Source organism: Streptomyces sp. NPDC102437 (assembly GCF_044765565.1).
In the GTDB taxonomy this organism is placed as follows: domain Bacteria; phylum Actinomycetota; class Actinomycetes; order Streptomycetales; family Streptomycetaceae; genus Streptomyces.
The window spans coordinates 1-18,004 of the sequence record NZ_JBIWKI010000009.1; the positions used below are offsets into that span (position 1 = coordinate 1).

Annotated in this window: 16 protein-coding genes and 3 pseudogenes; 11 read left to right on the forward strand and 8 right to left on the reverse strand. The window is 70.2% G+C overall.

Annotated features, from left to right (window positions below):
* Positions 1-183: 183 nt before the first annotated feature.
* A pseudogene (locus ACIRJP_RS13530) lies at positions 184-519 on the reverse strand (helix-turn-helix domain-containing protein); the annotation flags it as partial.
* A 120-nt stretch (positions 520-639) separates the two neighbouring features.
* Here ACIRJP_RS13530 and ACIRJP_RS13535 point away from each other — a divergent pair.
* The 3 genes and pseudogenes from ACIRJP_RS13535 (at position 640) to ACIRJP_RS13545 (ending at position 2,511) form a co-directional block, all read left to right on the forward strand.
* Positions 640-1,167: a flavoprotein gene (locus tag ACIRJP_RS13535; RefSeq protein WP_404172312.1), complete on the forward strand. Its 528-nt coding sequence runs from the start codon at positions 640-642 to the stop codon at positions 1,165-1,167.
* Positions 1,168-2,215: 1,048 nt separating this feature from the next.
* Positions 2,216-2,272 (forward strand): annotated as a pseudogene (locus ACIRJP_RS13540) (hypothetical protein); the annotation flags it as partial.
* Positions 2,273-2,298: 26 nt separating this feature from the next.
* Positions 2,299-2,511, forward strand: a complete 213-nt coding sequence (locus ACIRJP_RS13545) for a hypothetical protein (RefSeq protein ID WP_404172315.1) — start codon at positions 2,299-2,301, stop codon at positions 2,509-2,511.
* Between the two features lie 13 nt (positions 2,512-2,524).
* Here the strand turns inward: ACIRJP_RS13545 and ACIRJP_RS13550 are convergent, their stop codons facing one another.
* Positions 2,525-2,809 (reverse strand): hypothetical protein, encoded by a 285-nt coding sequence (locus tag ACIRJP_RS13550; protein WP_404172318.1) that lies wholly within the window; start codon positions 2,807-2,809, stop codon positions 2,525-2,527.
* A 138-nt stretch (positions 2,810-2,947) separates the two neighbouring features.
* Here ACIRJP_RS13550 and ACIRJP_RS13555 point away from each other — a divergent pair, with 138 nt between their 5' ends.
* The gene (locus ACIRJP_RS13555) at positions 2,948-3,613 is read left to right on the forward strand and encodes a tyrosine-type recombinase/integrase (RefSeq protein WP_404172320.1); all 666 of its coding nucleotides are present in this window, start codon (positions 2,948-2,950) and stop codon (positions 3,611-3,613) included.
* Between the two features lie 146 nt (positions 3,614-3,759).
* Here ACIRJP_RS13555 and ACIRJP_RS13560 read toward each other — a convergent pair whose 3' ends face one another.
* The 3 genes and pseudogenes from ACIRJP_RS13560 to ACIRJP_RS13570 form a co-directional block, all read right to left on the reverse strand.
* Positions 3,760-4,071 carry a helix-turn-helix domain-containing protein gene (locus ACIRJP_RS13560; RefSeq protein ID WP_404172838.1) on the reverse strand — a complete coding sequence of 104 codons (312 nt, stop codon included), beginning with the start codon at positions 4,069-4,071 and terminating at the stop codon, positions 3,760-3,762.
* Between the two features lie 53 nt (positions 4,072-4,124).
* Positions 4,125-4,376 (reverse strand): hypothetical protein, encoded by a 252-nt coding sequence (locus ACIRJP_RS13565; protein ID WP_351252770.1) that lies wholly within the window; start codon positions 4,374-4,376, stop codon positions 4,125-4,127.
* 126 nt (positions 4,377-4,502) lie between these two features.
* A pseudogene (locus ACIRJP_RS13570) lies at positions 4,503-5,745 on the reverse strand (lactonase family protein); the annotation flags it as partial.
* 224 nt (positions 5,746-5,969) lie between these two features.
* On the opposite strand from ACIRJP_RS13570, the gene ACIRJP_RS13575 reads away from it, so the two are divergent.
* The 3 genes from ACIRJP_RS13575 (at position 5,970) to ACIRJP_RS13585 (ending at position 9,473) form a co-directional block, all read left to right on the forward strand.
* The gene (locus ACIRJP_RS13575; protein WP_404172322.1) at positions 5,970-6,809 is read left to right on the forward strand and encodes a TIM barrel protein; all 840 of its coding nucleotides are present in this window, start codon (positions 5,970-5,972) and stop codon (positions 6,807-6,809) included.
* Between the two features lie 47 nt (positions 6,810-6,856).
* Positions 6,857-7,750 carry a 2-hydroxy-3-oxopropionate reductase gene (locus ACIRJP_RS13580; RefSeq protein ID WP_404172325.1) on the forward strand — a complete coding sequence of 298 codons (894 nt, stop codon included), beginning with the start codon at positions 6,857-6,859 and terminating at the stop codon, positions 7,748-7,750.
* 265 nt (positions 7,751-8,015) lie between these two features.
* Positions 8,016-9,473, forward strand: a complete 1,458-nt coding sequence (locus ACIRJP_RS13585) for a catalase (RefSeq protein ID WP_404172328.1) — start codon at positions 8,016-8,018, stop codon at positions 9,471-9,473.
* 452 nt (positions 9,474-9,925) lie between these two features.
* On the opposite strand, the gene gcl is transcribed toward ACIRJP_RS13585, so the two are convergent.
* Positions 9,926-11,701, reverse strand: coding sequence for a glyoxylate carboligase (gene gcl, locus ACIRJP_RS13590; protein WP_404172331.1), 1,776 nt, complete (start codon positions 11,699-11,701; stop codon positions 9,926-9,928).
* Positions 11,702-12,090: 389 nt separating this feature from the next.
* Between gcl and ACIRJP_RS13595 the strand changes: the two genes are divergently transcribed.
* From ACIRJP_RS13595 to ACIRJP_RS13605, 3 genes are all read left to right on the forward strand, one after another.
* Positions 12,091-12,813 carry a hypothetical protein gene (locus ACIRJP_RS13595; protein WP_404172841.1) on the forward strand — a complete coding sequence of 241 codons (723 nt, stop codon included), beginning with the start codon at positions 12,091-12,093 and terminating at the stop codon, positions 12,811-12,813.
* A 52-nt stretch (positions 12,814-12,865) separates the two neighbouring features.
* Positions 12,866-13,420 (forward strand): GNAT family N-acetyltransferase, encoded by a 555-nt coding sequence (locus ACIRJP_RS13600; RefSeq protein ID WP_404172334.1) that lies wholly within the window; start codon positions 12,866-12,868, stop codon positions 13,418-13,420.
* Between the two features lie 77 nt (positions 13,421-13,497).
* Positions 13,498-13,716 (forward strand): hypothetical protein, encoded by a 219-nt coding sequence (locus ACIRJP_RS13605; RefSeq protein WP_266728745.1) that lies wholly within the window; start codon positions 13,498-13,500, stop codon positions 13,714-13,716.
* Between the two features lie 22 nt (positions 13,717-13,738).
* On the opposite strand, the gene ACIRJP_RS13610 is transcribed toward ACIRJP_RS13605, so the two are convergent.
* Together ACIRJP_RS13610 and ACIRJP_RS13615 are read right to left on the reverse strand one after the other, a co-directional pair.
* Positions 13,739-15,346, reverse strand: a complete 1,608-nt coding sequence (locus tag ACIRJP_RS13610; protein WP_404172337.1) for an AMP-binding protein — start codon at positions 15,344-15,346, stop codon at positions 13,739-13,741.
* Positions 15,343-17,019: an AMP-binding protein gene (locus tag ACIRJP_RS13615; RefSeq protein WP_404172340.1), complete on the reverse strand. Its 1,677-nt coding sequence runs from the start codon at positions 17,017-17,019 to the stop codon at positions 15,343-15,345. Before ACIRJP_RS13615 ends, ACIRJP_RS13610 begins: the two co-directional genes overlap by 4 nt.
* 131 nt (positions 17,020-17,150) lie before the next feature.
* On the opposite strand from ACIRJP_RS13615, the gene ACIRJP_RS13620 reads away from it, so the two are divergent.
* Positions 17,151-17,996 carry a response regulator transcription factor gene (locus ACIRJP_RS13620; RefSeq protein WP_404172343.1) on the forward strand — a complete coding sequence of 282 codons (846 nt, stop codon included), beginning with the start codon at positions 17,151-17,153 and terminating at the stop codon, positions 17,994-17,996.
* Positions 17,997-18,004 lie beyond the last annotated feature (8 nt).

Consider the following 18,004-nt stretch of genomic DNA (forward strand, 5'->3'; position numbering starts at 1 on the left):
GCAAGTCCTTCGCGATCACCGAGGTCTTCTCACCCGCAGCGAACCGCTGCCCGGCCTGAAGCCGGATCTCCTCACGAAACGCCCGACGCTCAGCGGTCAGGCCCCCACCCTCCGGATACCTCATCCCACCGGCATACCGCAGGGATCATGAACCGTCACTCCCCGACGACAACACGAAAACCTCAGTAGCTGCGCGGCCGACCTGTCGGGGATGGCGCCGTCGACCCCCAAGTCATACAGGTCGAGCGCTTCCCGGATGGGGCGCACGAGTTCGGCGAGGCGGTCCTGCTGCAGTTCGGTCACGTAGGGCTGTCCCGTCAGCACGGTGACGTCGATCCGCAGGGCCTGGGCAACCGCCGCGACGAAGTCGAGGTTGGCGGGCTTGGCGCCGCACTCGACTTGGTTGAGGAGGCTGTACGAGTACGGGAGCCGGTCGGCCAGCTGTCGCTGAGTTAGCCTGGCGAGTTTCCGCTGCTCTTTGATCCGGGCGCCTGTGTGGTCGTCGTCCAGTCTGGGCATACTGGTCTCCGTTCCTGACTCGTCATCCGGAACGGTACCCGCGCGTCCGTGCGCTGGATCCCGCATCGCCCCCGATTCCACCCGGTTCGGGGGCGGTTGCATGTGTGGTCGGATGACGGCATGACGACTCTGTACCTGTTCGGCTCGGCCGCCCCGCCCGTCTTCGAGCTTGCCGAGGTCATTGAAGACGCCCAGGCTCGCGGGTGGGATGTCTGTCTCGGGCTTACGCCGACTGCGGCCCGGTGGCTGGGAGAGCAGCTCTCAGAGCTGGAGCGGCTGACCGGTCATCCTGTGCGCTCCGAGTACAAGCGGCCCAGGGAGCCGGATGTGTGGCCGCCGGCAGATGCGATTCTCTTCGCGCCGGCCACGTTCAACACAGTCAACGCCTGGGCCCTTGGTCTGACGTCGTCATTCGTCGTCGGCGTGGTTGCCGAGGGGATCGGGAAGCGGATCCCAACCGTGACGATGCCCTGTGTGAATGCCGCCTACGTCCAGCATCCGGCGTTCGACCGATCGGTGGAGACGCTCCGCGGCGCCGGGGTGACGGTGTTGTACGGGCCCGGCGGCTTCGTACCGAACCAGCCCGGCCAGCGCCGCCCCGAGGGCTTCCCGTGGCACCTGGCCCTGGACGCAGTCGGCGACAGCTGACGCACGTCCGCCCCACCCGGGCGCTGTTCCGGGCGGGGCGGTCTCGTAGCTGCGCCCAGCCATAGGCGCGAATGGGATGGGTCCACGGTACTGGGCCGGTATGACAGTCGGGGCGGCCCGCCGCGACGGGGGTGACACGGCGGGCCATGGCCAGTGTGGCAGGCCTGCTGTCCTGCGCACCGAAGCTTGAGCTTGTGCCGACGAACCTTCCCGGCACCACCCGACGGCTTCCCCTGAGAGTTGGACGTTGCAATGATCCCGTCATGACTGACACGCCTCCGCCGGTCTATCAGGCGCGCTACGGCTGGGATCGCCGGACCACCGGAATAGTGGCGCTCTCCTCCCTCTTCACTGCGGTCCTACTCCTTCCGGGCGTACCGCCGCTCGGGCGGATATTGGGCTTGCCGCTATTTGGTGCGGGCGGGCTGTTCATGGCGTACAGGGCAATGAGCCGCAAGGTCGCATTCAGGGTGGACGAGACGGGCGTGCTCCTCGGCGGTAGCCCTGCCAGATACCAGGCAACCACCATGCATGTGCCCTGGGAGGACGTCACCGGCTTGATTCTTTGGCGCCAGGCCGTAAGCGGTACGTCCTTGCCCTATGTCGGGGTCACGCGGCGGAAGGGCGCTCCTCCTCTACCCGGGGACGGTCCCATGGCTCGTGCTGTCCTGGGTGCTCTCGTTCCCGTTCCCGCCGACGTTGCAGTGTCCTCTCGGGCAGTGAACGGGTGGCGCCTCGACAAGGGCCAGCTGGCCGCCGCCCTCGCCCACTTCGCACCCGGCATCTCGGTAAGCGACCACTCCTCATAGGCACAAGACGCCTGCCGCCGAATACCCCGCAGACCGACCCCAGACCTTCCGCCTGACCTGCCACGCCTCCGCACCCTGCGGACCTGGTACGCCATGTGACTGGGTCGGATCGATGAGGCCATCGCCGCTGGTCGAGCAGCGAGAGGTCAAACGGCGGAAGGGCGAGGAGCGGCGGCCACCCACCCCGGGCTGGGGCGTCGAGCTCAGCATCGGAGTGGGCCGCGCTACGGGCACTCGCCGACGGGGTATGGGCCTGCGGGCACTGTCGGCCGGACACTGAGCTGGGGGTGCTGTGAGCAGCAGTGCGATGCACCCTGGAGCCATGGTCAGTGCACCTATCGTCGTCCACCGCCCGTCTCCGTCAGGCGGCCGGCGCGTCACCGCGTATGGCCACATCCTCGGCTTGGCCCACGACGATCACGACCTGATCGAGTTCCTGCGCCGTGCGGGGCTCCCGGATGCGGACACGGTGATCGACGACCCGCAGATGGCCGAGTGGCGCGGCGGCCGGGCACACCACTACGAGGCGGCGTAGCAGGGACGGGTTCTCAGCGCTGGAACTCGTCGGCGGCCTCGTGACCCGTTTGCGCAATGGTCAGTAGCTGGGCACGTTGCTCTTCGCTGATCACGTCAAATGCCTGCGCACCGTCGAGGAGCAGCTCAACCACCTGCATGGCGACGCGTAGGGAGGCGGCGGTCTTGACGTCGGTGAGCGTCTGGTCGTGCTGCAGATACATGGCTTCCCACGTCTCGATCATCTGCTGCCGCTTCTCGGCCTGAGCGTCCTTGGAGAAGAGCGGGATCACGTTGTCAGGAAGGTCGTCAGAGTTCATGCGGCAGTCTCTCCCGTAGCGGCCCCAGGGCGGAACCGGTCGGTCACGCCTTCGAAGAGGCGAGACCGCCGCATCAGCCATAACCCCTGCGAGGGCGTCAAACTCCCCAGGGCTCAGGCGAAGCACCCCGATGATCTGATGCCGCCGACCTACGATCAGTTGGCGCAGATCCGGGCTCACATGCCGGACCACTTCCACGCAATGCTGGTCTTCGCTGAGGAGACTGGGCTCCGGTGGGGTGAACTGGTCGGCTTGCGCCGGTGCTTCGTGGACTTCGAGGCGGCCAGCATTCAGATCCGCGAGACGATTATCCAGGTTCACGGCAAGCCGAAGCGGAAGGCCTACCCGAAGTCGACGGCCGGCAGCCGGACGGTTCCGATGTCAGCCCGCGCGGCTCACGCCCTGAAGGGGCACCTGGAGAGTCATCCCGCCGAGCCTTCCCGCACGGCCCCGTCCAGTGGCATGCATGCCCAGGAGCTGGTTTTCCGCGGGCGTCGCGGAGGCGTGCTAGGCAGAAGCAACTTCTGGCGACTGTGGGCGTCTGCGAGCGAAGCCGCGGGCGTCGCCAGGCAGGTGGAGAACCCGGTGACGGGTCGCATCGAGAGGTGGCCGCATGTGCACGACGTGCGGCACGCTTTCGCATCGCGCCTGCATGCGGCGGGTGTACCGGAGGCTGACGCTCAGAAGATCTTGGGCCACGAGCGCGGCGCGAAGATCACTTGGCTGTACACGCACGCCAGTGCGGGATCGGTCGACGCAGTGCGTGCCGCCCTGGATGGGGGTGGACTGAGGGTCGTCTCGTAGCGGAGTCCCCTCAAAGTCCACAACGCGTCCACGCGTCCACATCCGGCGAGATCACCCCACATCCGAACCCTGAGAGGGTCGGATGTGGGGTGACCTGCGGTTTTACGGGACGCGAGCCTTTCACCTGTGTGGATATCGCTTCCACATCAGGCATCCTTTTCCCTGTTCAGGTAGTTGTAGACGGTGAAGCGGCTGACCCCCAGCGCGCCTGCCACCGTCTCCACGCCATGCCGCACCGAGAAGGCACCACGTGCCTCCAGGGTCCGCACCACCGACTGTTTGGTCCTGCGGTCCAGGTCGGCGAGCGGCATGCCGTGCCGGCGCTCCATGGCGGCCAGGATGTGATCGAGAGAATCCGAGAGCTGGGGCAGCCGGACGGCTATGACGTCCTCGCCCTCCCAGGCCAGTACGACATCGTCGGGCTGGGCCTGGCCGGGTCCGAGCAGCTCGGCACCCATGGCGTCGACGAGCGGCTTGACGGCGGCGACGAGCGGGTGATCGGCCGGTTCCGTCACTTGGACTCCTCTGCGACCACGTTCACCTGGAGGGACACCCGGGTGGCACCCGATGCCAGGGCGCGGCGCAGCAGCGAGTCCACCGCGGTGAGCACTTCGTCCGCCCCGCCCTCCGCCGTATTGCCGAAGGGGCCGACGTCCACGGCGTCCAGGTCGGCCGACTGGATGACCTCGCGGGCCACGACCGCGTGGGCGGGCGCCTCGTCGAGATCGAAGGGCTCGGTGGTGAACTCCACTCTCAAGCGCACTGTGCCTCCCTCATGCGTTCGCCGCGTCGCTGTGAAGCCCGCGGCTCGGGCCCGACCCTAACGGACCCGCGTCGAGCCGTGGGAGATCGGACGGGCCTCAGCGCCCGGCCGGGCGCGGGTCCGGGCAGGCAGTACGCAGACGGCGACCGGGGCGGTGAACGCCTCACCCGTGCGGGTCAGGGCGCCGTCGCGGGCGTCGACCCGGAAGACCGTCACCGTGTTGGACCTCTGGTTGGCCGCGAAGAGCAGCTTCCCGTCGGGCGAGAAGGCGGTGTGCCGGGGGAAGTCGCCGTCGACGGGCACGGTGCCGAGCAGCCGGAGCGCGGCCCCGCCGCTCGACGGCGTAGCGCGCGATGCTGTTGTGCCCCCGGTTGGCGAGGTAGGCGAACCGGCCGTCGGCGGTGACCAGGAACTGCGCCGGGCAGCTGGTGCCGGCGTCACCCCGGTCCGTGGCCGGCGTGGGCCGGGGGCGTGGGTGGTTGCCGTCCGCGGAGGGTTTCCACAGAGCGCCCGCACCGGTCCCGGTGGACTGCGGGGTGCCCGGGGAGAGGGTGCCGGTCGCGGGGTCGTAGCCGCAGACGACGGCGGTGTTGTCGACCTCGCAGGCCAGGTAGGCGTGGCGGCCGCCGGGGTGGAACGTGAGGTGCCGCGGTCCGGCGCCGGGGCGCAGCGTCGCGCGGGAGACCTCGTCGAGCGTGCCGCGCCGTTCGTCCAGCCGGTACGTGTACACGGTGTCGTTGCCGAGGTCCACGGCGAGGACGTGGCCACCGTCGGGGCTGGTGACGACCTGATGGGCGTGCGGTCCGTCCTGGCCGGGTCCGGGCGGCGGGCCGGTGTGAGCGGCCAGGTCGGTACGCTCCTCCAGCGATCCGTCACCCCCGATGGGGTGCACCGCGACGCTGCCCGAGGTGTAGTTCGCGGTGAGCAGCCACCTTCCGGTGGGGTGGACGGACAGATGGGTGGGACCGGCCCCGCCCGAACCGCGCGTCCCGAGCACCCGGTGGCCGCCGTCGGGCGACAGGGCGATGGCGCTCACGCCTCCCCGGTCCTGTTCGTCGACCGCGTAGACGGTGGCGCCCGAGGGATGGATGGCCAGGTACGAGGGGTTGGCCACGCCCGTGATCACGGGACCGGCGGTGATGACCCCGGTGACGGCGTCGTAGCCGGCCGTCCCGATTCCGCTGCCGCCGCCCTCGGCCGAGGTGTACGTGCCGATGAGCAGCCGCGGGGTGGCGCCCGGGCGCGGGCCGACGGCTGCCGCGGGATCCGGCGCGGCCCCCGGGGAGCGGGGCGGCGCGGGAGCCACCGACAGGGCCGCGCCCGCGACGAGCACTCCGAGGACGGTGCGCCGACTGGTGGCGTGGTTCATGCGAGGCACCTCGGGTGGGGTCGGGCTGCATGGGTGGCACCAGCAACCCTGGCGCGCCCCGGACCTCATCGGCAACCGGCGCAATTGAGGTCCCACCTTGCGCAACCGGCGCGAAAGACCCGGGACCGAATTCCGGGCACCCCCTTGACAGCTTCCACAGCTCCGGGCAATCTTCCGTTACGTAGAAACTAACTTCCGCAATACGGAAGGAGCGCCGAACCCTCATGGGCTACCCGGACCAGCGCTTCGATGTGAACCTTTCGATCCTCTTCACGGAACTCCCGCTCCTGGAGCGCCCCGCGGCCGCCGCCGCGGCCGGCTTCACGGCGGTCGAGCTGTGGTGGCCCTGGATCGAGACCCCCACCCCTCCGCAGGCCGAGCTCGACGCCCTCAAGAAGGCGCTCGACGACGCGGGCACGCAGTTGGTGGGACTGAACTTCTACGCCGGACAGCTGCCCGGCCCCGACCGTGGCGCGCTCTCCGTGCCGGGCACGGAGTCGGACCGCTTCCGCGCCAATGTCGACGTGGCGGCCGACTTCGCCGCCTCGGTCGGCTGCAAGGCGCTCAACGCGCTCTACGGCAACCGCGTCGACGGCGTGGACCCGGCCGTGCAGGACGAACTCGCCCTGGAGAACCTGGTGGTCGCCGCCCGTGCGGCCGACCGGATCGGGGCGGTACTCCTGATCGAGACCCTCAACAAGCCGGAGTCGCCGCGCTACCCCCTGGTGAGCGCACCGGCCGGGATCGAGATCGTCGACAAGGTCAACGCGGCGACCGGTCTCCAGAACGCCAAGTTCCTGCTGGACCTGTATCACCTGTCGATGAACGGCGAGGACCTCAGCCAGGTCATCGCGGACCACGCCGCGAAGACCGGCCACGTCCAGATCGCCGACAACCCGGGGCGCGGCGCGCCCGGCACCGGCTCGCTTCCGCTGGAGCAGTTCCTCGACGAGCTGACGAAGGCCGGTTACGACGGCTGGGTCGGACTGGAGTACAAGCCGGGCGACCGGCCGAGCGCCGAGGCCTTCGAGTGGCTCCCGGCCACCGCGCGGGCAGCCCGCTGAGGGCAGCGAACTCCCCCTCGTACAAACGCTTATCGGAAGGCACCATCATGAGCAACAACCTCCCCAAGGTTGCGTGGATCGGACTCGGCATCATGGGCTCCCCCATGTCCGAGAACCTGATCAAGGCCGGGTACCACGTCACCGGTTACACCCTGGAGCAGGACAAGATCGACCGGCTGGTCGCGGCCGGCGGCTCCGGCGCGGGCTCGATCGCCGAGGCGGTCCGGGACGCCGATGTCGTCATCACGATGGTGCCCGCCTCCCCGCAGGTCGAGGCCATCGCCTACGGCGCCGACGGCATCCTGGAGAACGCGAAGTCCGGCGCGCTGCTGATCGACATGTCCTCGATCACCCCGCAGACCTCCGTGGACCTCGCGAAGAACGCGAAGGACAAGGGCATCCGGGTGATCGACGCCCCGGTCTCCGGCGGCGAGGCCGGTGCCATCGAGGCGGTGCTGTCGATCATGGTCGGCGGCGAGCAGGCCGACTTCGACGCGGCCCAGCCCATCCTCCAGGCGCTCGGCAAGACCATCGTGCTGTGCGGTCCGCACGGCTCCGGCCAGACGGTGAAGGCCGCCAACCAGCTGATCGTCGCCGTCAACATCCAGGCGTGCGCCGAGGCCGTCGTCTTCCTGGAGAAGTCCGGCGTCGACCTCTCCGCCGCGCTGGACGTGCTCAACGGCGGCCTGGCCGGCTCGACCGTCCTGACCCGCAAGAAGGACAACTTCCTCAAGCGGGACTTCGCGCCGGGCTTCCGGATCGACCTGCACCACAAGGACATGGGCATCGTCACGGACGCCGCCCGCAATGTCGGTGCCGCGCTGCCCGTCGGCGCCGTGGTCGCCCAGCTCGTCGCCTCGCTGCGCGCGCAGGGCGACGGCGGCCTGGACCACTCGGCACTGCTGCGCTCGGTCGAGCGCCTGTCGGGGCAGCCCGTCTAGGGCCTGTCCGGCGGATCAGGGTCGGACCCCGGCCGTGATCCGCCGGTGAGGCCCTGGGCCTGACCGGCCCGGCACACCCCAGAGACTTCCGGACGGCGTCGGCGCTGACACCTGTCCTGTCGCGCCCAGGCGTCGGCGCCGTCCGGAACACCACTCGTCAAATTCAACAAACTGTTGACGCCGGGTTCGGGGCGTACTTACGCTCCTGGAGCCCCCGAGACCGTCGCAGTTCAGCAGCTCCCGTACGGAAGGTCGCCCCGACACCATGACGCAGCGTGTGCTTACGACCGAGTCAGGCGCCCCGGTCGCCGACAACCAGAACTCCGCCACCGCCGGTGTCGGTGGCCCGATCCTCCTCCAGGACCAGCATCTGCTGGAGAAGCTGGCCCGCTTCAACCGGGAGCGCATCCCGGAGCGCGTGGTCCACGCCCGTGGCTCCGGCGCGTACGGCTACTTCGAGGTGACCGACGACGTCACCGGCTTCACCCGCGCCGACTTCCTCTCCGCCGTCGGCAAGCGCACCGAGACGTTCATCCGCTTCTCCACCGTCGCCGACTCGCTGGGCGGCGCGGACGCGGTGCGCGACCCGCGCGGCTTCGCCCTCAAGTTCTACACGGGCGAGGGCAATTACGACCTGGTCGGCAACAACACCCCGGTGTTCTTCATCAAGGACCCGATCAAGTTCCCCGACTTCATCCACTCGCAGAAGCGCGACCCGTTCACGGGCCGTCAGGAGCCGGACAACGTCTGGGACTTCTGGGCCCACGCGCCCGAGGCCACGCACCAGGTCACCTGGCTGATGGGCGACCGCGGCATCCCCGCCTCGTACCGTCACATGAACGGCTACGGCTCGCACACGTACCAGTGGACGAACGCCGCGGGCGAGGCCTTCTTCGTCAAGTACCACTTCAAGACGAACCAGGGTGTGCGGTCCCTCTCCAGCGAGCAGGCCGCCGAGCTCGCGGGCAAGGACAACAGCTCGCACCAGACGGACCTGCTCCAGGCCATCGAGCGCGGCACCAACCCGTCCTGGACGCTGTACGTGCAGGTCATGCCGGCGGCCGAGGCAGCGGACTACCGTTTCAACCCGTTCGACCTGACCAAGGTGTGGCCGCACAGCGACTACCCGCTCCAGCGGGTGGGCCGGCTGGTGCTGGACCGCAATCCGGACAACGTCTTCGCCGAGGTCGAGCAGGCCGCGTTCTCGCCGAACAACTTCGTGCCCGGCATCGGTCCCTCGCCGGACAAGATGCTCCAGGGCCGGCTGTTCGCCTACGCGGACGCGCACCGCTACCGGCTGGGCGTCAACCACACCCAGCTGCCGGTGAACGCGCCGCGCACCGCGGTCGTCGACAACTACGGCCGCGACGGGCTGCACGCCACCCGCAACGGCGCCCGCCACGACAAGAACTACGAGCCCAACTCGTACGCGGGCCCGGCCCAGACCGACGCGGCGCTCTCCGCCCCGCTCGCCATCCACGGCTGGACCGGCACCCACGCGGCGCCCGCCCACACCAAGGACGACGACTTCTTCCAGGCGGGTGAGCTGTACAGGCTCATGTCCGAGGACGAGAAGGGCCGTCTGGTCGCGAACATCGCCGGGGGCCTTTCCCAGGTGACCCGCGACGACGTGATCGAGAAGAACCTCGCCCACTTCCACGCCGCCGACGCCGACTACGGCAAGCGCGTGGAGGAGGCGGTCCGCGCCCTGCGCGAGGACTGACTCCCACCGAGCCCTGCTCGCGCCGCGTACCCGGATGAGGGGTGTCACGCGGCGCGGGCAGGACGAGGCCGCGGCGGTCGTGCGATGCCAGTGCGGTGGTGAGGGCCCGGATGCCTCCTCGTTCTCTGACCTGAAGAGGACGAACCCTCCCGGCCCGATCGCCGCCGCCGCGGCCCCTGTTGTGTTGTGTTTCCCGTGCCAGGGCGCGGAGTACGGATACGGTCCCGTACTCCGCGCCCCTCTTCGTGCGCACGCGGGCAGTGTGCCGGTCCCCTGCTCCGCTCCCGCGCCGGTCCCAGGCCCCGCCCCCGAACCCCTGCCCCGCGGCCCCCGGCCGCAGGTCCCCACCACGGCCCCGGCTCCCGGTCCCCGCACGCCCCGCGTTCCGGGGAACGTGCCGTGGCCCCCGCCACCGGAGTCGGGGACGGGGGCCACGGGCCGTCGGCGGGTCGTCAGGACGCCGCGAGCGGGCGGACCGCGGTCGGTGCGTGGGACGGGTCCGTCGCGATGTCCTCGAACTCGTTGACGGAGGCGATGTCCGTACCGCTCATCGCGATGTTCGTGACGCGCTCCAGGATCGCCTCGACGACCACCGGCACCCGGAACTCAGCGGCCAGCTTCTTGGCCTCCTCGAAGGCCGGCAGCAGCTGGTCCGGCTCGGTGACCCGGATGGCCTTGCAGCCCAGGCCCTCGACGACCTTGACGTGGTCGACGCCGTACACCCCGAGCTCCGGCGAGTTGAGGTTCTCGAACTCCAGGTTGACCTGGAAGTCGATGTCGAAGTTGCGCTGCGCCTGGCGGATCAGCCCCAGGTAGGAGTTGTTCACCAGGACGTGGACGTACGGGATGCGGTGCTGCGCTCCGACGGCCAGCTCCTCCAGCATGAACTGGAAGTCGTAGTCGCCGGAGAGCGCCACGACGGAGCCGTCCGGGTCGGCCGTGGCGACGCCCAGCGCGGCCGGGATGGTCCAGCCGAGCGGGCCCGCCTGGCCGCAGTTGATCCAGTGGCGCGGCCGGTAGACGTGCAGCATCTGCGCGCCGGCGATCTGGGAGAGGCCGATCGTCGTGACGTACCGGGTCTCGGGGCCGAACGCCCGGTTCATCTCCTCGTACACCCGCTGCGGCTTCAGCGGCACGTTGTCGAAGTGCGTGCGGCGCTGGAGGGTCGCCTTGCGCTCCTGGGTGGAGGCGGCCCACTGCGAGCGGTCCTTGAGCTTTCCGGCCGCCTTCAGTTCGCGCGCCACCTCGACGAACAGCTCCAGCGCCGCCTTGGCGTCGGAGGCGATGCCGAGGTCGGGGGCGAAGATCTTGCCGAGCTGGGTGGGCTCGATGTCGACGTGGACGAACTTCCGGCCCTTGGTGTAGACGTCCAGCTTGCCGGTGTGGCGGTTGGCCCAGCGGTTGCCGATGCCGAGGACGAAGTCGGACTCCAGGAAGTTCGCGTTGCCGTAGCGGTGCGAGGTCTGCAGGCCGACCATGCCCGCGTTCAGCTCGTGGTCGTCGGCGATGATGCCCCAGCCCATCAGGGTCGGGACGACCGGGACGCCGGTCAGCTCGACGAATTCGACGAGGAGCTCGCAGGCGTCGGCGTTGATGATGCCGCCGCCCGCGACGAGCAGCGGACGCTCGGAGGCGTTCAGCAGCGCCAGGGCGCGCTCGATCTGCTTGCGGGTCGCGGCGGGCTTGTGCACCGGCAGCGGCTCGTACAGATCGGGGTCGAACTCGATCTCGGTGAGCTGGACGTCGATGGGCAGGTCGATGAGGACCGGACCGGGACGGCCGCTGCGCATCAGGTGAAAGGCCCGCTGGAAGACGCCGGGGACCTGCGCGGCCTCCAGGACGGTCGTCGCGGCCTTGGTGACGGGCGCCGCGATCGAGGCGATGTCGACCGCCTGGAAGTCCTCCTTGTGGAGCACGGCGGTCGGGGCCTGGCCGGTGATGCAGAGGATCGGGATCGAGTCGGCGATGGCGGAGTAGAGGCCGGTGATCATGTCGGTGCCGGCCGGCCCCGACGTGCCGATGCACACGCCGATGTTGCCTTGACGCGCCCGGGTGTAACCCTCCGCCATGTGGGAGGCGCCCTCGACGTGACGGGCCAGCGTGTGATGAACCCCGCCGGAGGCCTTGAGGGCCGCGTAGAAGGGGTTGATCGCCGCGCCCGGCACACCGAACGCGTTGCTGACGCCTTCGCGCTTGAGGATCTCAACTGCCGCTCGGGCAGCGGTCATTCGAGGCATTGAGTGCTCCTGCTCGGACCTGGTGGAGTCGGGCTCCGTCGCGCCACCTGAGAGCACCAATTCCGCATTACGGAAAACTGATTCTGTGATACGGAAGTAAATCTAGGGCGCGCCCCGTCGACCGTCAAGAGACGCTGCACACGGCAGGAGAGGGCACACACGGCGAGGGAGGGCGCGCACGGCCGCCGATGCTCCCGCCTGTCCGCGAAGTACGCCAAGTCCCTGCCCAGGGCGTCGCTCTTGGTGGACGATGGGGTCCGGAGCGGAGACGGCCGTCACGGCCGGCGCGGGCGCGTTCCGGTGCGCCGGGGAGGCGCCCGTCGGCCGAGGAGGCCGGGAAGCGCCCGGGGCCGGTGGGAGAACGCCGGAGGGAGTTCATGGTGGAGTCGGTGCCGGTACGCTGTCCGGCCTGCCGCCGCGACCATGCGTACAGTCCGCCCGCCTACCCCTGCCCGTGCGGCACACCGACCGCCCCGCCCTTACTGCCCGGGGCCCAGGTCGTGCCGATCACCCACCGCACCTGGAACGACGACTGGGTGACGGTGCGCTGTCCCGCCTGCGGGCGCCGGGACCAGTGGCCGCAGCCCGAGCTGTGCTGCCCGTGCGGGACGGTGCTGCGCGTCCCGGTCCGGCCGGTGGCGGCATCCGGCGACGAACCCGGGGACGGCCCCCGGCCGGCCGGCCCCTCGCACATCCCGCTGCCGCGCACGGCCCCGGCGCCCCGGCCCGCGTTCCGCGCCGTCGCCATCCACAGCGAGGGCGACGCGCTGGCGACCGCGGCCCGGTATCTGAGGTGGCTGGGCTACCGAGAAGTGGTGCGGCCCCCGAAGCCCTCCCCCGCACGGATCGATCTGCGGGCCACCGGGCTGATGGCCCAGGTCGACACGGCCGGCCGGCCGACCACCCTGCGCGATGTCGAGTGCCTCTGGCTGCACGCGCTCGGCGCGTCGGTCACCGGGGTCTTCTTCTCGCTCGCGGGGTACGCGCCGGACGCCGCGGCGCGCGCGGAGGGCCTTGGCATGCCGCTCTTCGTGATGGACCCGGCGGGAACACCGCAGCCGGTCAACAGCCCCGCCGACGAACTGCTCAGCACCGGGGCCTGAGCGGATCACCGGGCGATATGTCACTCGGCATGCCGGGCGACATACTGGCGGCATGCGCATCCGTACCGCCCGCCGCACAGACCTCCCGCTGATCCAGGACATCGAACGTGCCGCCGGCGAACCGTTCCGCACACTCGGCATGTCCGCCGTCGCGGACGACGACCCTCCGGCGCTCGGGCTGCTGGACGACTACCGCAGGGCCGGCCGGGCCTGGGTCGCCACGGACCCGGACGACCGCCCGGTCGGCTATCTGATCGCAGACCCGGTCGACGGAGCCGCCCACATCGAGCAGGTCTCCGTGCACCCGTCCGCCGCGCGGCGCGGCCTGGGCAGCGCGCTCATCGACCATCTCGCCGGCTGGGCCGGCGAGCACGGCCTGGGCGCGCTCACGCTCACGACCTTCTCCCACGTCCCCTGGAACGCGCCGTATTACGCCCGCCTCGGCTTTCGCACCCTTGACGGAGCCGAACTCACCGACGGGCTGCGGAAGATCAGGGCGCAGGAGGCCGAACACGGCCTGGATCACTGGCCGAGGGTCTGCATGCGGCGCGAGATCCCGCACTCCGGTCACCCCCGGCAGCTCACCGGAGCCGACCGGCAACAGTGAGTGCGATCGGTCACGTTCAGGCCAGGGGGCCACAAATGTTCGGCTCGCTGTCAGTGTGGGGCCTTAAGGTGGTGCACATGGCTTTAACTCCACGGAACACACCTGACGACCGGCCGCGCACGACCCGGCCGACGCCCCCGTCCGCCGCGCGGGCGAACGAGGCGATACGGGCGTTCGTGGACGCTCGCGCCGGCCAGGACTGGTCCTCGGTGGAGTCCGCCGCCTACGAGGTGCTGCTGATCGAATGGGCGGCCGCGACCCGGGGCGGCACCGGCGACATCATCGAGGCCGCCTGACCGCGCCCGGGGCGATCCGGTCCTACTGCCCGTAGCCCTCCCGCAGTTCGATCTTCCGGACCTTCCCGCTGACCGTCATCGGGAAGGTCTCCAGGATCCGCAGCAGCCGCGGGATCTTGTAGTGCGCCAACTGCTCGCGGCAGTAGTCGGTCATCTCGACCAGGGTCGGCGGGTCCCCCGGGTCCCTCGGGATCACACAGGCCAGGATCTCCTCGCCGTAGGTCTCGTCGGGTACGCCCACCACCTGCACATCCGCGATCTTCGGGTGGCCGTAGAGGAATTCCTCGATCTCCCGCGGATACACGTTCTCGCCACCGCGGATGATCATGTCCTTGATCCGGCCGACGATCTGTACGTAGCCGTCCTCCCGCATCACCGCGAGGTCACCGGTGTGCATCCACCGGCCCGCGTCGATGACTTCAGCGGTCCGGTCGGGCTGCTCCCAGTACCCCAGCATCACGCTGTAGCCGCGGGTGCACAGTTCGCCCGCCGTGCCGCGCTCCAGCGTCACCCCGCTCATCGGGTCGACGACCTTGATCTCGATGTGCGGCATCACGCGGCCGACGGTTCCGGTGCGGCGCTCCAGGTCGTCGTCGCGGCGGGTCTGGGTGGAGACCGGCGAGGTCTCCGTCATGCCGTAGCAGATGGACACCTCGTCCATGTGCATCTCGGCGACGACCCGCTTCATCACCTCGACCGGGCAGGGCGATCCGGCCATGATGCCGGTGCGCAGCGAGGAGAGGTCGTACGAGGCGAAGTCCGGCAGGTTCAGCTCCGCGATGAACATGGTGGGGACGCCGTAGAGCGAGGTGCAGCGCTCCTGCTGCACGGCGGCGAGCACGGCGGCGGCCTCGAAGGCGGGGGCCGGGATCACGATGCAGGCGCCGTGCGAGGTGATGCCGAGGTTCCCCATGACCATGCCGAAGCAGTGGTAGAAGGGGACCGGCAGGCAGACCCGGTCCGCTTCCGTGTAGGCGACCAGCTCACCCACGAAGTAGCCGTTGTTGAGGATGTTGTGGTGGGAGAGGGTGGCGCCCTTGGGAAAACCGGTGGTGCCGGAGGTGTACTGGATGTTGATCGGGTCGTCGCAGGACAGCTCCGCCTCGCGGTCGGCGAGTTGTTCCGGCGTCACGGAATCCGCGGCGGCCAGCAGTTCGTCCCAGGACGGGTCGCCTATGAAGTGCACGGCGCGCAGCGCGGGGCAGTCGGCGCGGACCTGGCCGACCAGGGCGCGGTAGTCGCTGGTGCGGTGCGAGAGCGAGGAGACCAGGAGCGAGATCCCGGCCTGTTTCAGCACGTACGCCAGCTCGTGCGCGCGGTACGCCGGGTTGATGTTGACCATGATGGCGCCGATGCGGGCGGTGGCGTACTGCACCAGCACCCACTCCGGGCAGTTGATCGCCCAGATCCCGACCCGGTCCCCCTTGGCCACCTCCGACGCCATCAGGGCACGGGCCAGTTCGTCGACCGCAGCACCGAATTCGGTGTAGGTCCAGCGCCGCCCGGAGGCGACGTCCACGAGTGCCTCGCGGTCGCCGAACGCCTCCATGGCGCGGTCGAGATTGCGTCCTATGGTGTCGCCGAGCAGCGCCGTGGTGCCGGTGCCGTGCGCGTAGGAGAGCTCGCTCACCTCAGTTCCCCCTCGTTGTACTCGGTGCCGGTGCCCTGGGCCGTGCGCTCGCGGAGTTCGATGCGGCGGATCTTGCCGGAGACGGTCTTGGGCAGCTCCGCGAACTCCAGTTTGCGGACCCGCTTGTACGGGGCGAGGACCGCCCGGGAGTGCTCGAACAGCACCTTCGCGGTCTCTTCGCCGGGCTCCCAGCCCTCCGCGAGCACGACGTACGCCTTGGGGACGGAGAGCCGGACCGGGTCGGGAGCGGGGACGACCGCCGCCTCGGCGACCGCCTCGTGTTCCAGCAGGGCGCTCTCCAGCTCGAACGGCGAGATCTTGTAGTCGGAGGCCTTGAACACGTCGTCGGCGCGGCCGACATAGGTTATGTAGCCGTCCGCGTCCCGCGAGCCGATGTCGCCGGTGCGGTAGTAGCCGCCCGCCATGGCCTCGGCCGTGCGGTCCGGGTCGCCGTGGTAGCCGGTCATCAGGCCCACCGGGCGGCCGGACATGTCGAGGGAGATCTCTCCCTCGGCCGCGCCGGGCTCACCGGTGACCGGGTCCAGGAGCTCGACCTTGAAGCCGGGGCTGGGCCGCCCCATCGAACCGGCCTTCAGCAGCTGGCCCGGGGTGTTGGCGACCTGGACGGCGGTCTCGGTCTGGCCGAAGCCGTCGCGGATGGTGACGCCCCAGGTGCGCCGCACCGTCTCGATGACTTCCGGGTTCAGCGGCTCACCGGCCGCGACGACCTCGCGCGGCGGGGTCTTCAGCTGGGAGAGGTCGGCCTGGATCAGCATCCGCCAGACGGTGGGCGGGGCGCAGAAGCTGGTGACGCCCGAGCGGTCCATCTCGGCCATCAGCCGGCCCGCGTCGAAGCGGGTGTAGTTGAAGATGAAGACGGTCGCCTCGGCGCTCCACGGCGCGAAGAGGTTCGACCAGGCGTGCTTGGCCCAGCCGGGCGAGGAGATGTTGAGGTGGACGTCCCCGGGCTTGAGGCCGATCCAGTACATCGTCGACAAGTGGCCCACGGGGTAGGACACATGGGTGTGCTCGACGAGCTTGGGGCTCGCGGTGGTGCCGGAGGTGAAGTAGAGCATCAGCGGTTCATCGGCGTCGGTCTCCCGGTCCGGTTCGTAGGTGTCCGGCTGCTCGTCGGCCCCGGTGTACGACAGCCAGCCGGGGACCTCGGCGCCGACCGCGATCCGGGTGTAGTCGCCGGGCACCTCGTCGAACTTCGCGGCGTCGGTGTCCCGGGCCAGGACGTGACGGACCCGGCCGCGCTCCACCCGGTCGCGCAGGTCGACCGGGCCGAGGAGCGGGGTGGCGGGGATGACCACGGCGCGCAGCTTCATCGCGGCGAGGGCGGTCTCCCACAGCTCGACCTGGTTGCCGAGCATGACGAGGATCCGGTCCCCGGCGCGCACGCCCTGGGCGCGCAGCCAGTTCGCGGCCCGGTTGGAGCGGGCGGACATCCGGGCGAAGGACACCTCGGTGCGGCTGCCGTCCTCCTCCACGATGTGCAGGGCGGTGCGGTCGTTGTTCTCAGCGATGGCGTCGAACCAGTCGAGTGCCCAGTTGAAATGGTCGGTCCTGGGCCAGCTGAAGCCCTCGTACGCCGCTTGGTAGTCCTCGCGGTGCTTCAGCAGAAAGTCCCGGGCGGCCCGGAACGTCTCCGTCGCACTGGTTGCCGACATGTGCCCTCCTCATTGCGGACCGGACCGGTCACTTAACATCATGTAAACAGTGACCCAGGTCTCACCACCCCCGAACGGGGGTGCAGCGAGGGGGTGGCCGAACCCCCGGAGCCGGGCAGGAAGGCGTCAGCGTGCCGGAATCCGTCGATGCGGTCGAGATGCAGGCGGCGTTGCTGCGGCTGCGCCGGACCAGTGGGCTGCCGGTGGCCTTCGGCGGGCTGCTCGCCGATGCCCGTCATGCCCGGATCGCCGAGCTGAACGGGGCACAGACCAGCGTGCTGCGCGGGCTCGTCATCTCGGCGGGCAGCGGGCTCGGCGGCAAGGCGATCGCGCTGTCCCGCCCGTGCGCGGTGACCGACTACCACTCCTCGCGCCACATCAGCCACGAGTACGACCTGGCGGTCGCGGAGGAGGGTCTGCGCTCGGTGGTCGCGGTCCCGGTCGTGGTGCGGCGCAGGGTGCGCGGGGTGCTGTACGGGGCGCTGCGTGAGCCGATCACGCTCGGGGACCGTACGTTCGACGCGGCGGTCGCCGCCGCCCGCGACGTGGAGCAGGCCCTGGTTGTACGGGACGAGGTGCAGCAGCTGCTGGCCGTGACCCGGGAGCAGGTCACGGACCCGAGGGCGGCCCCGGAGGCGTGGGAGGACGTCCGCGAGGCCCATCGCGAGCTCCGGGCCCTTGTCCCCAAGGTCGTCGACCCGGCACTGCGCGACGAGCTGCTCGCGGTGTGCGGGCTACTGGCCTCGGCGGCCGGGGCCCGGACGCCGAAGCCCTCCTCCGGGGTGCAGCTGGCGCCGCGCGAGCTGGACGTGCTGGCCTGCGTGGCCGCGGGGGCGACCAACGCGGTGGCGGCGGAGCGGCTGGGGCTGCGGCCGGAGACGGTGAAGGGCTATCTGCGTTCGGCGATGCGCAAGCTGGGGGCGCACACCCGGCTGCAGGCGGTGGTGGCGGCCCGGCGCGCGGGACTGCTGCCGTAGTACTCGTT

Excerpts from the sequence above, each read along its gene's own strand:
- ACIRJP_RS13605 (WP_266728745.1), top strand. The coding sequence starts at position 13,498 with ATGGCTTTAACTCCACGGAACACACCTGACGACCGGCCGCGCACGACC.
- ACIRJP_RS13560 (WP_404172838.1), bottom strand. The coding sequence starts at position 4,071 with ATGGGTGCCGAGCTGCTCGGACCCGGCCAGGCCCAGCCCGACGATGTC.
- ACIRJP_RS13585 (WP_404172328.1), top strand. The coding sequence starts at position 8,016 with ATGACGCAGCGTGTGCTTACGACCGAGTCAGGCGCCCCGGTCGCCGAC.
- ACIRJP_RS13550 (WP_404172318.1), bottom strand. The coding sequence starts at position 2,809 with ATGAACTCTGACGACCTTCCTGACAACGTGATCCCGCTCTTCTCCAAG.
- ACIRJP_RS13555 (WP_404172320.1), top strand. The coding sequence starts at position 2,948 with ATGCCGCCGACCTACGATCAGTTGGCGCAGATCCGGGCTCACATGCCG.
- ACIRJP_RS13615 (WP_404172340.1), bottom strand. The coding sequence starts at position 17,019 with ATGTCGGCAACCAGTGCGACGGAGACGTTCCGGGCCGCCCGGGACTTT.
- ACIRJP_RS13580 (WP_404172325.1), top strand. The coding sequence starts at position 6,857 with ATGAGCAACAACCTCCCCAAGGTTGCGTGGATCGGACTCGGCATCATG.
- ACIRJP_RS13545 (WP_404172315.1), top strand. The coding sequence starts at position 2,299 with ATGGTCAGTGCACCTATCGTCGTCCACCGCCCGTCTCCGTCAGGCGGC.
- gcl (WP_404172331.1), bottom strand. The coding sequence starts at position 11,701 with ATGACCGCTGCCCGAGCGGCAGTTGAGATCCTCAAGCGCGAAGGCGTC.
- ACIRJP_RS13575 (WP_404172322.1), top strand. The coding sequence starts at position 5,970 with ATGGGCTACCCGGACCAGCGCTTCGATGTGAACCTTTCGATCCTCTTC.
- ACIRJP_RS13535 (WP_404172312.1), top strand. The coding sequence starts at position 640 with ATGACGACTCTGTACCTGTTCGGCTCGGCCGCCCCGCCCGTCTTCGAG.
- ACIRJP_RS13600 (WP_404172334.1), top strand. The coding sequence starts at position 12,866 with ATGCGCATCCGTACCGCCCGCCGCACAGACCTCCCGCTGATCCAGGAC.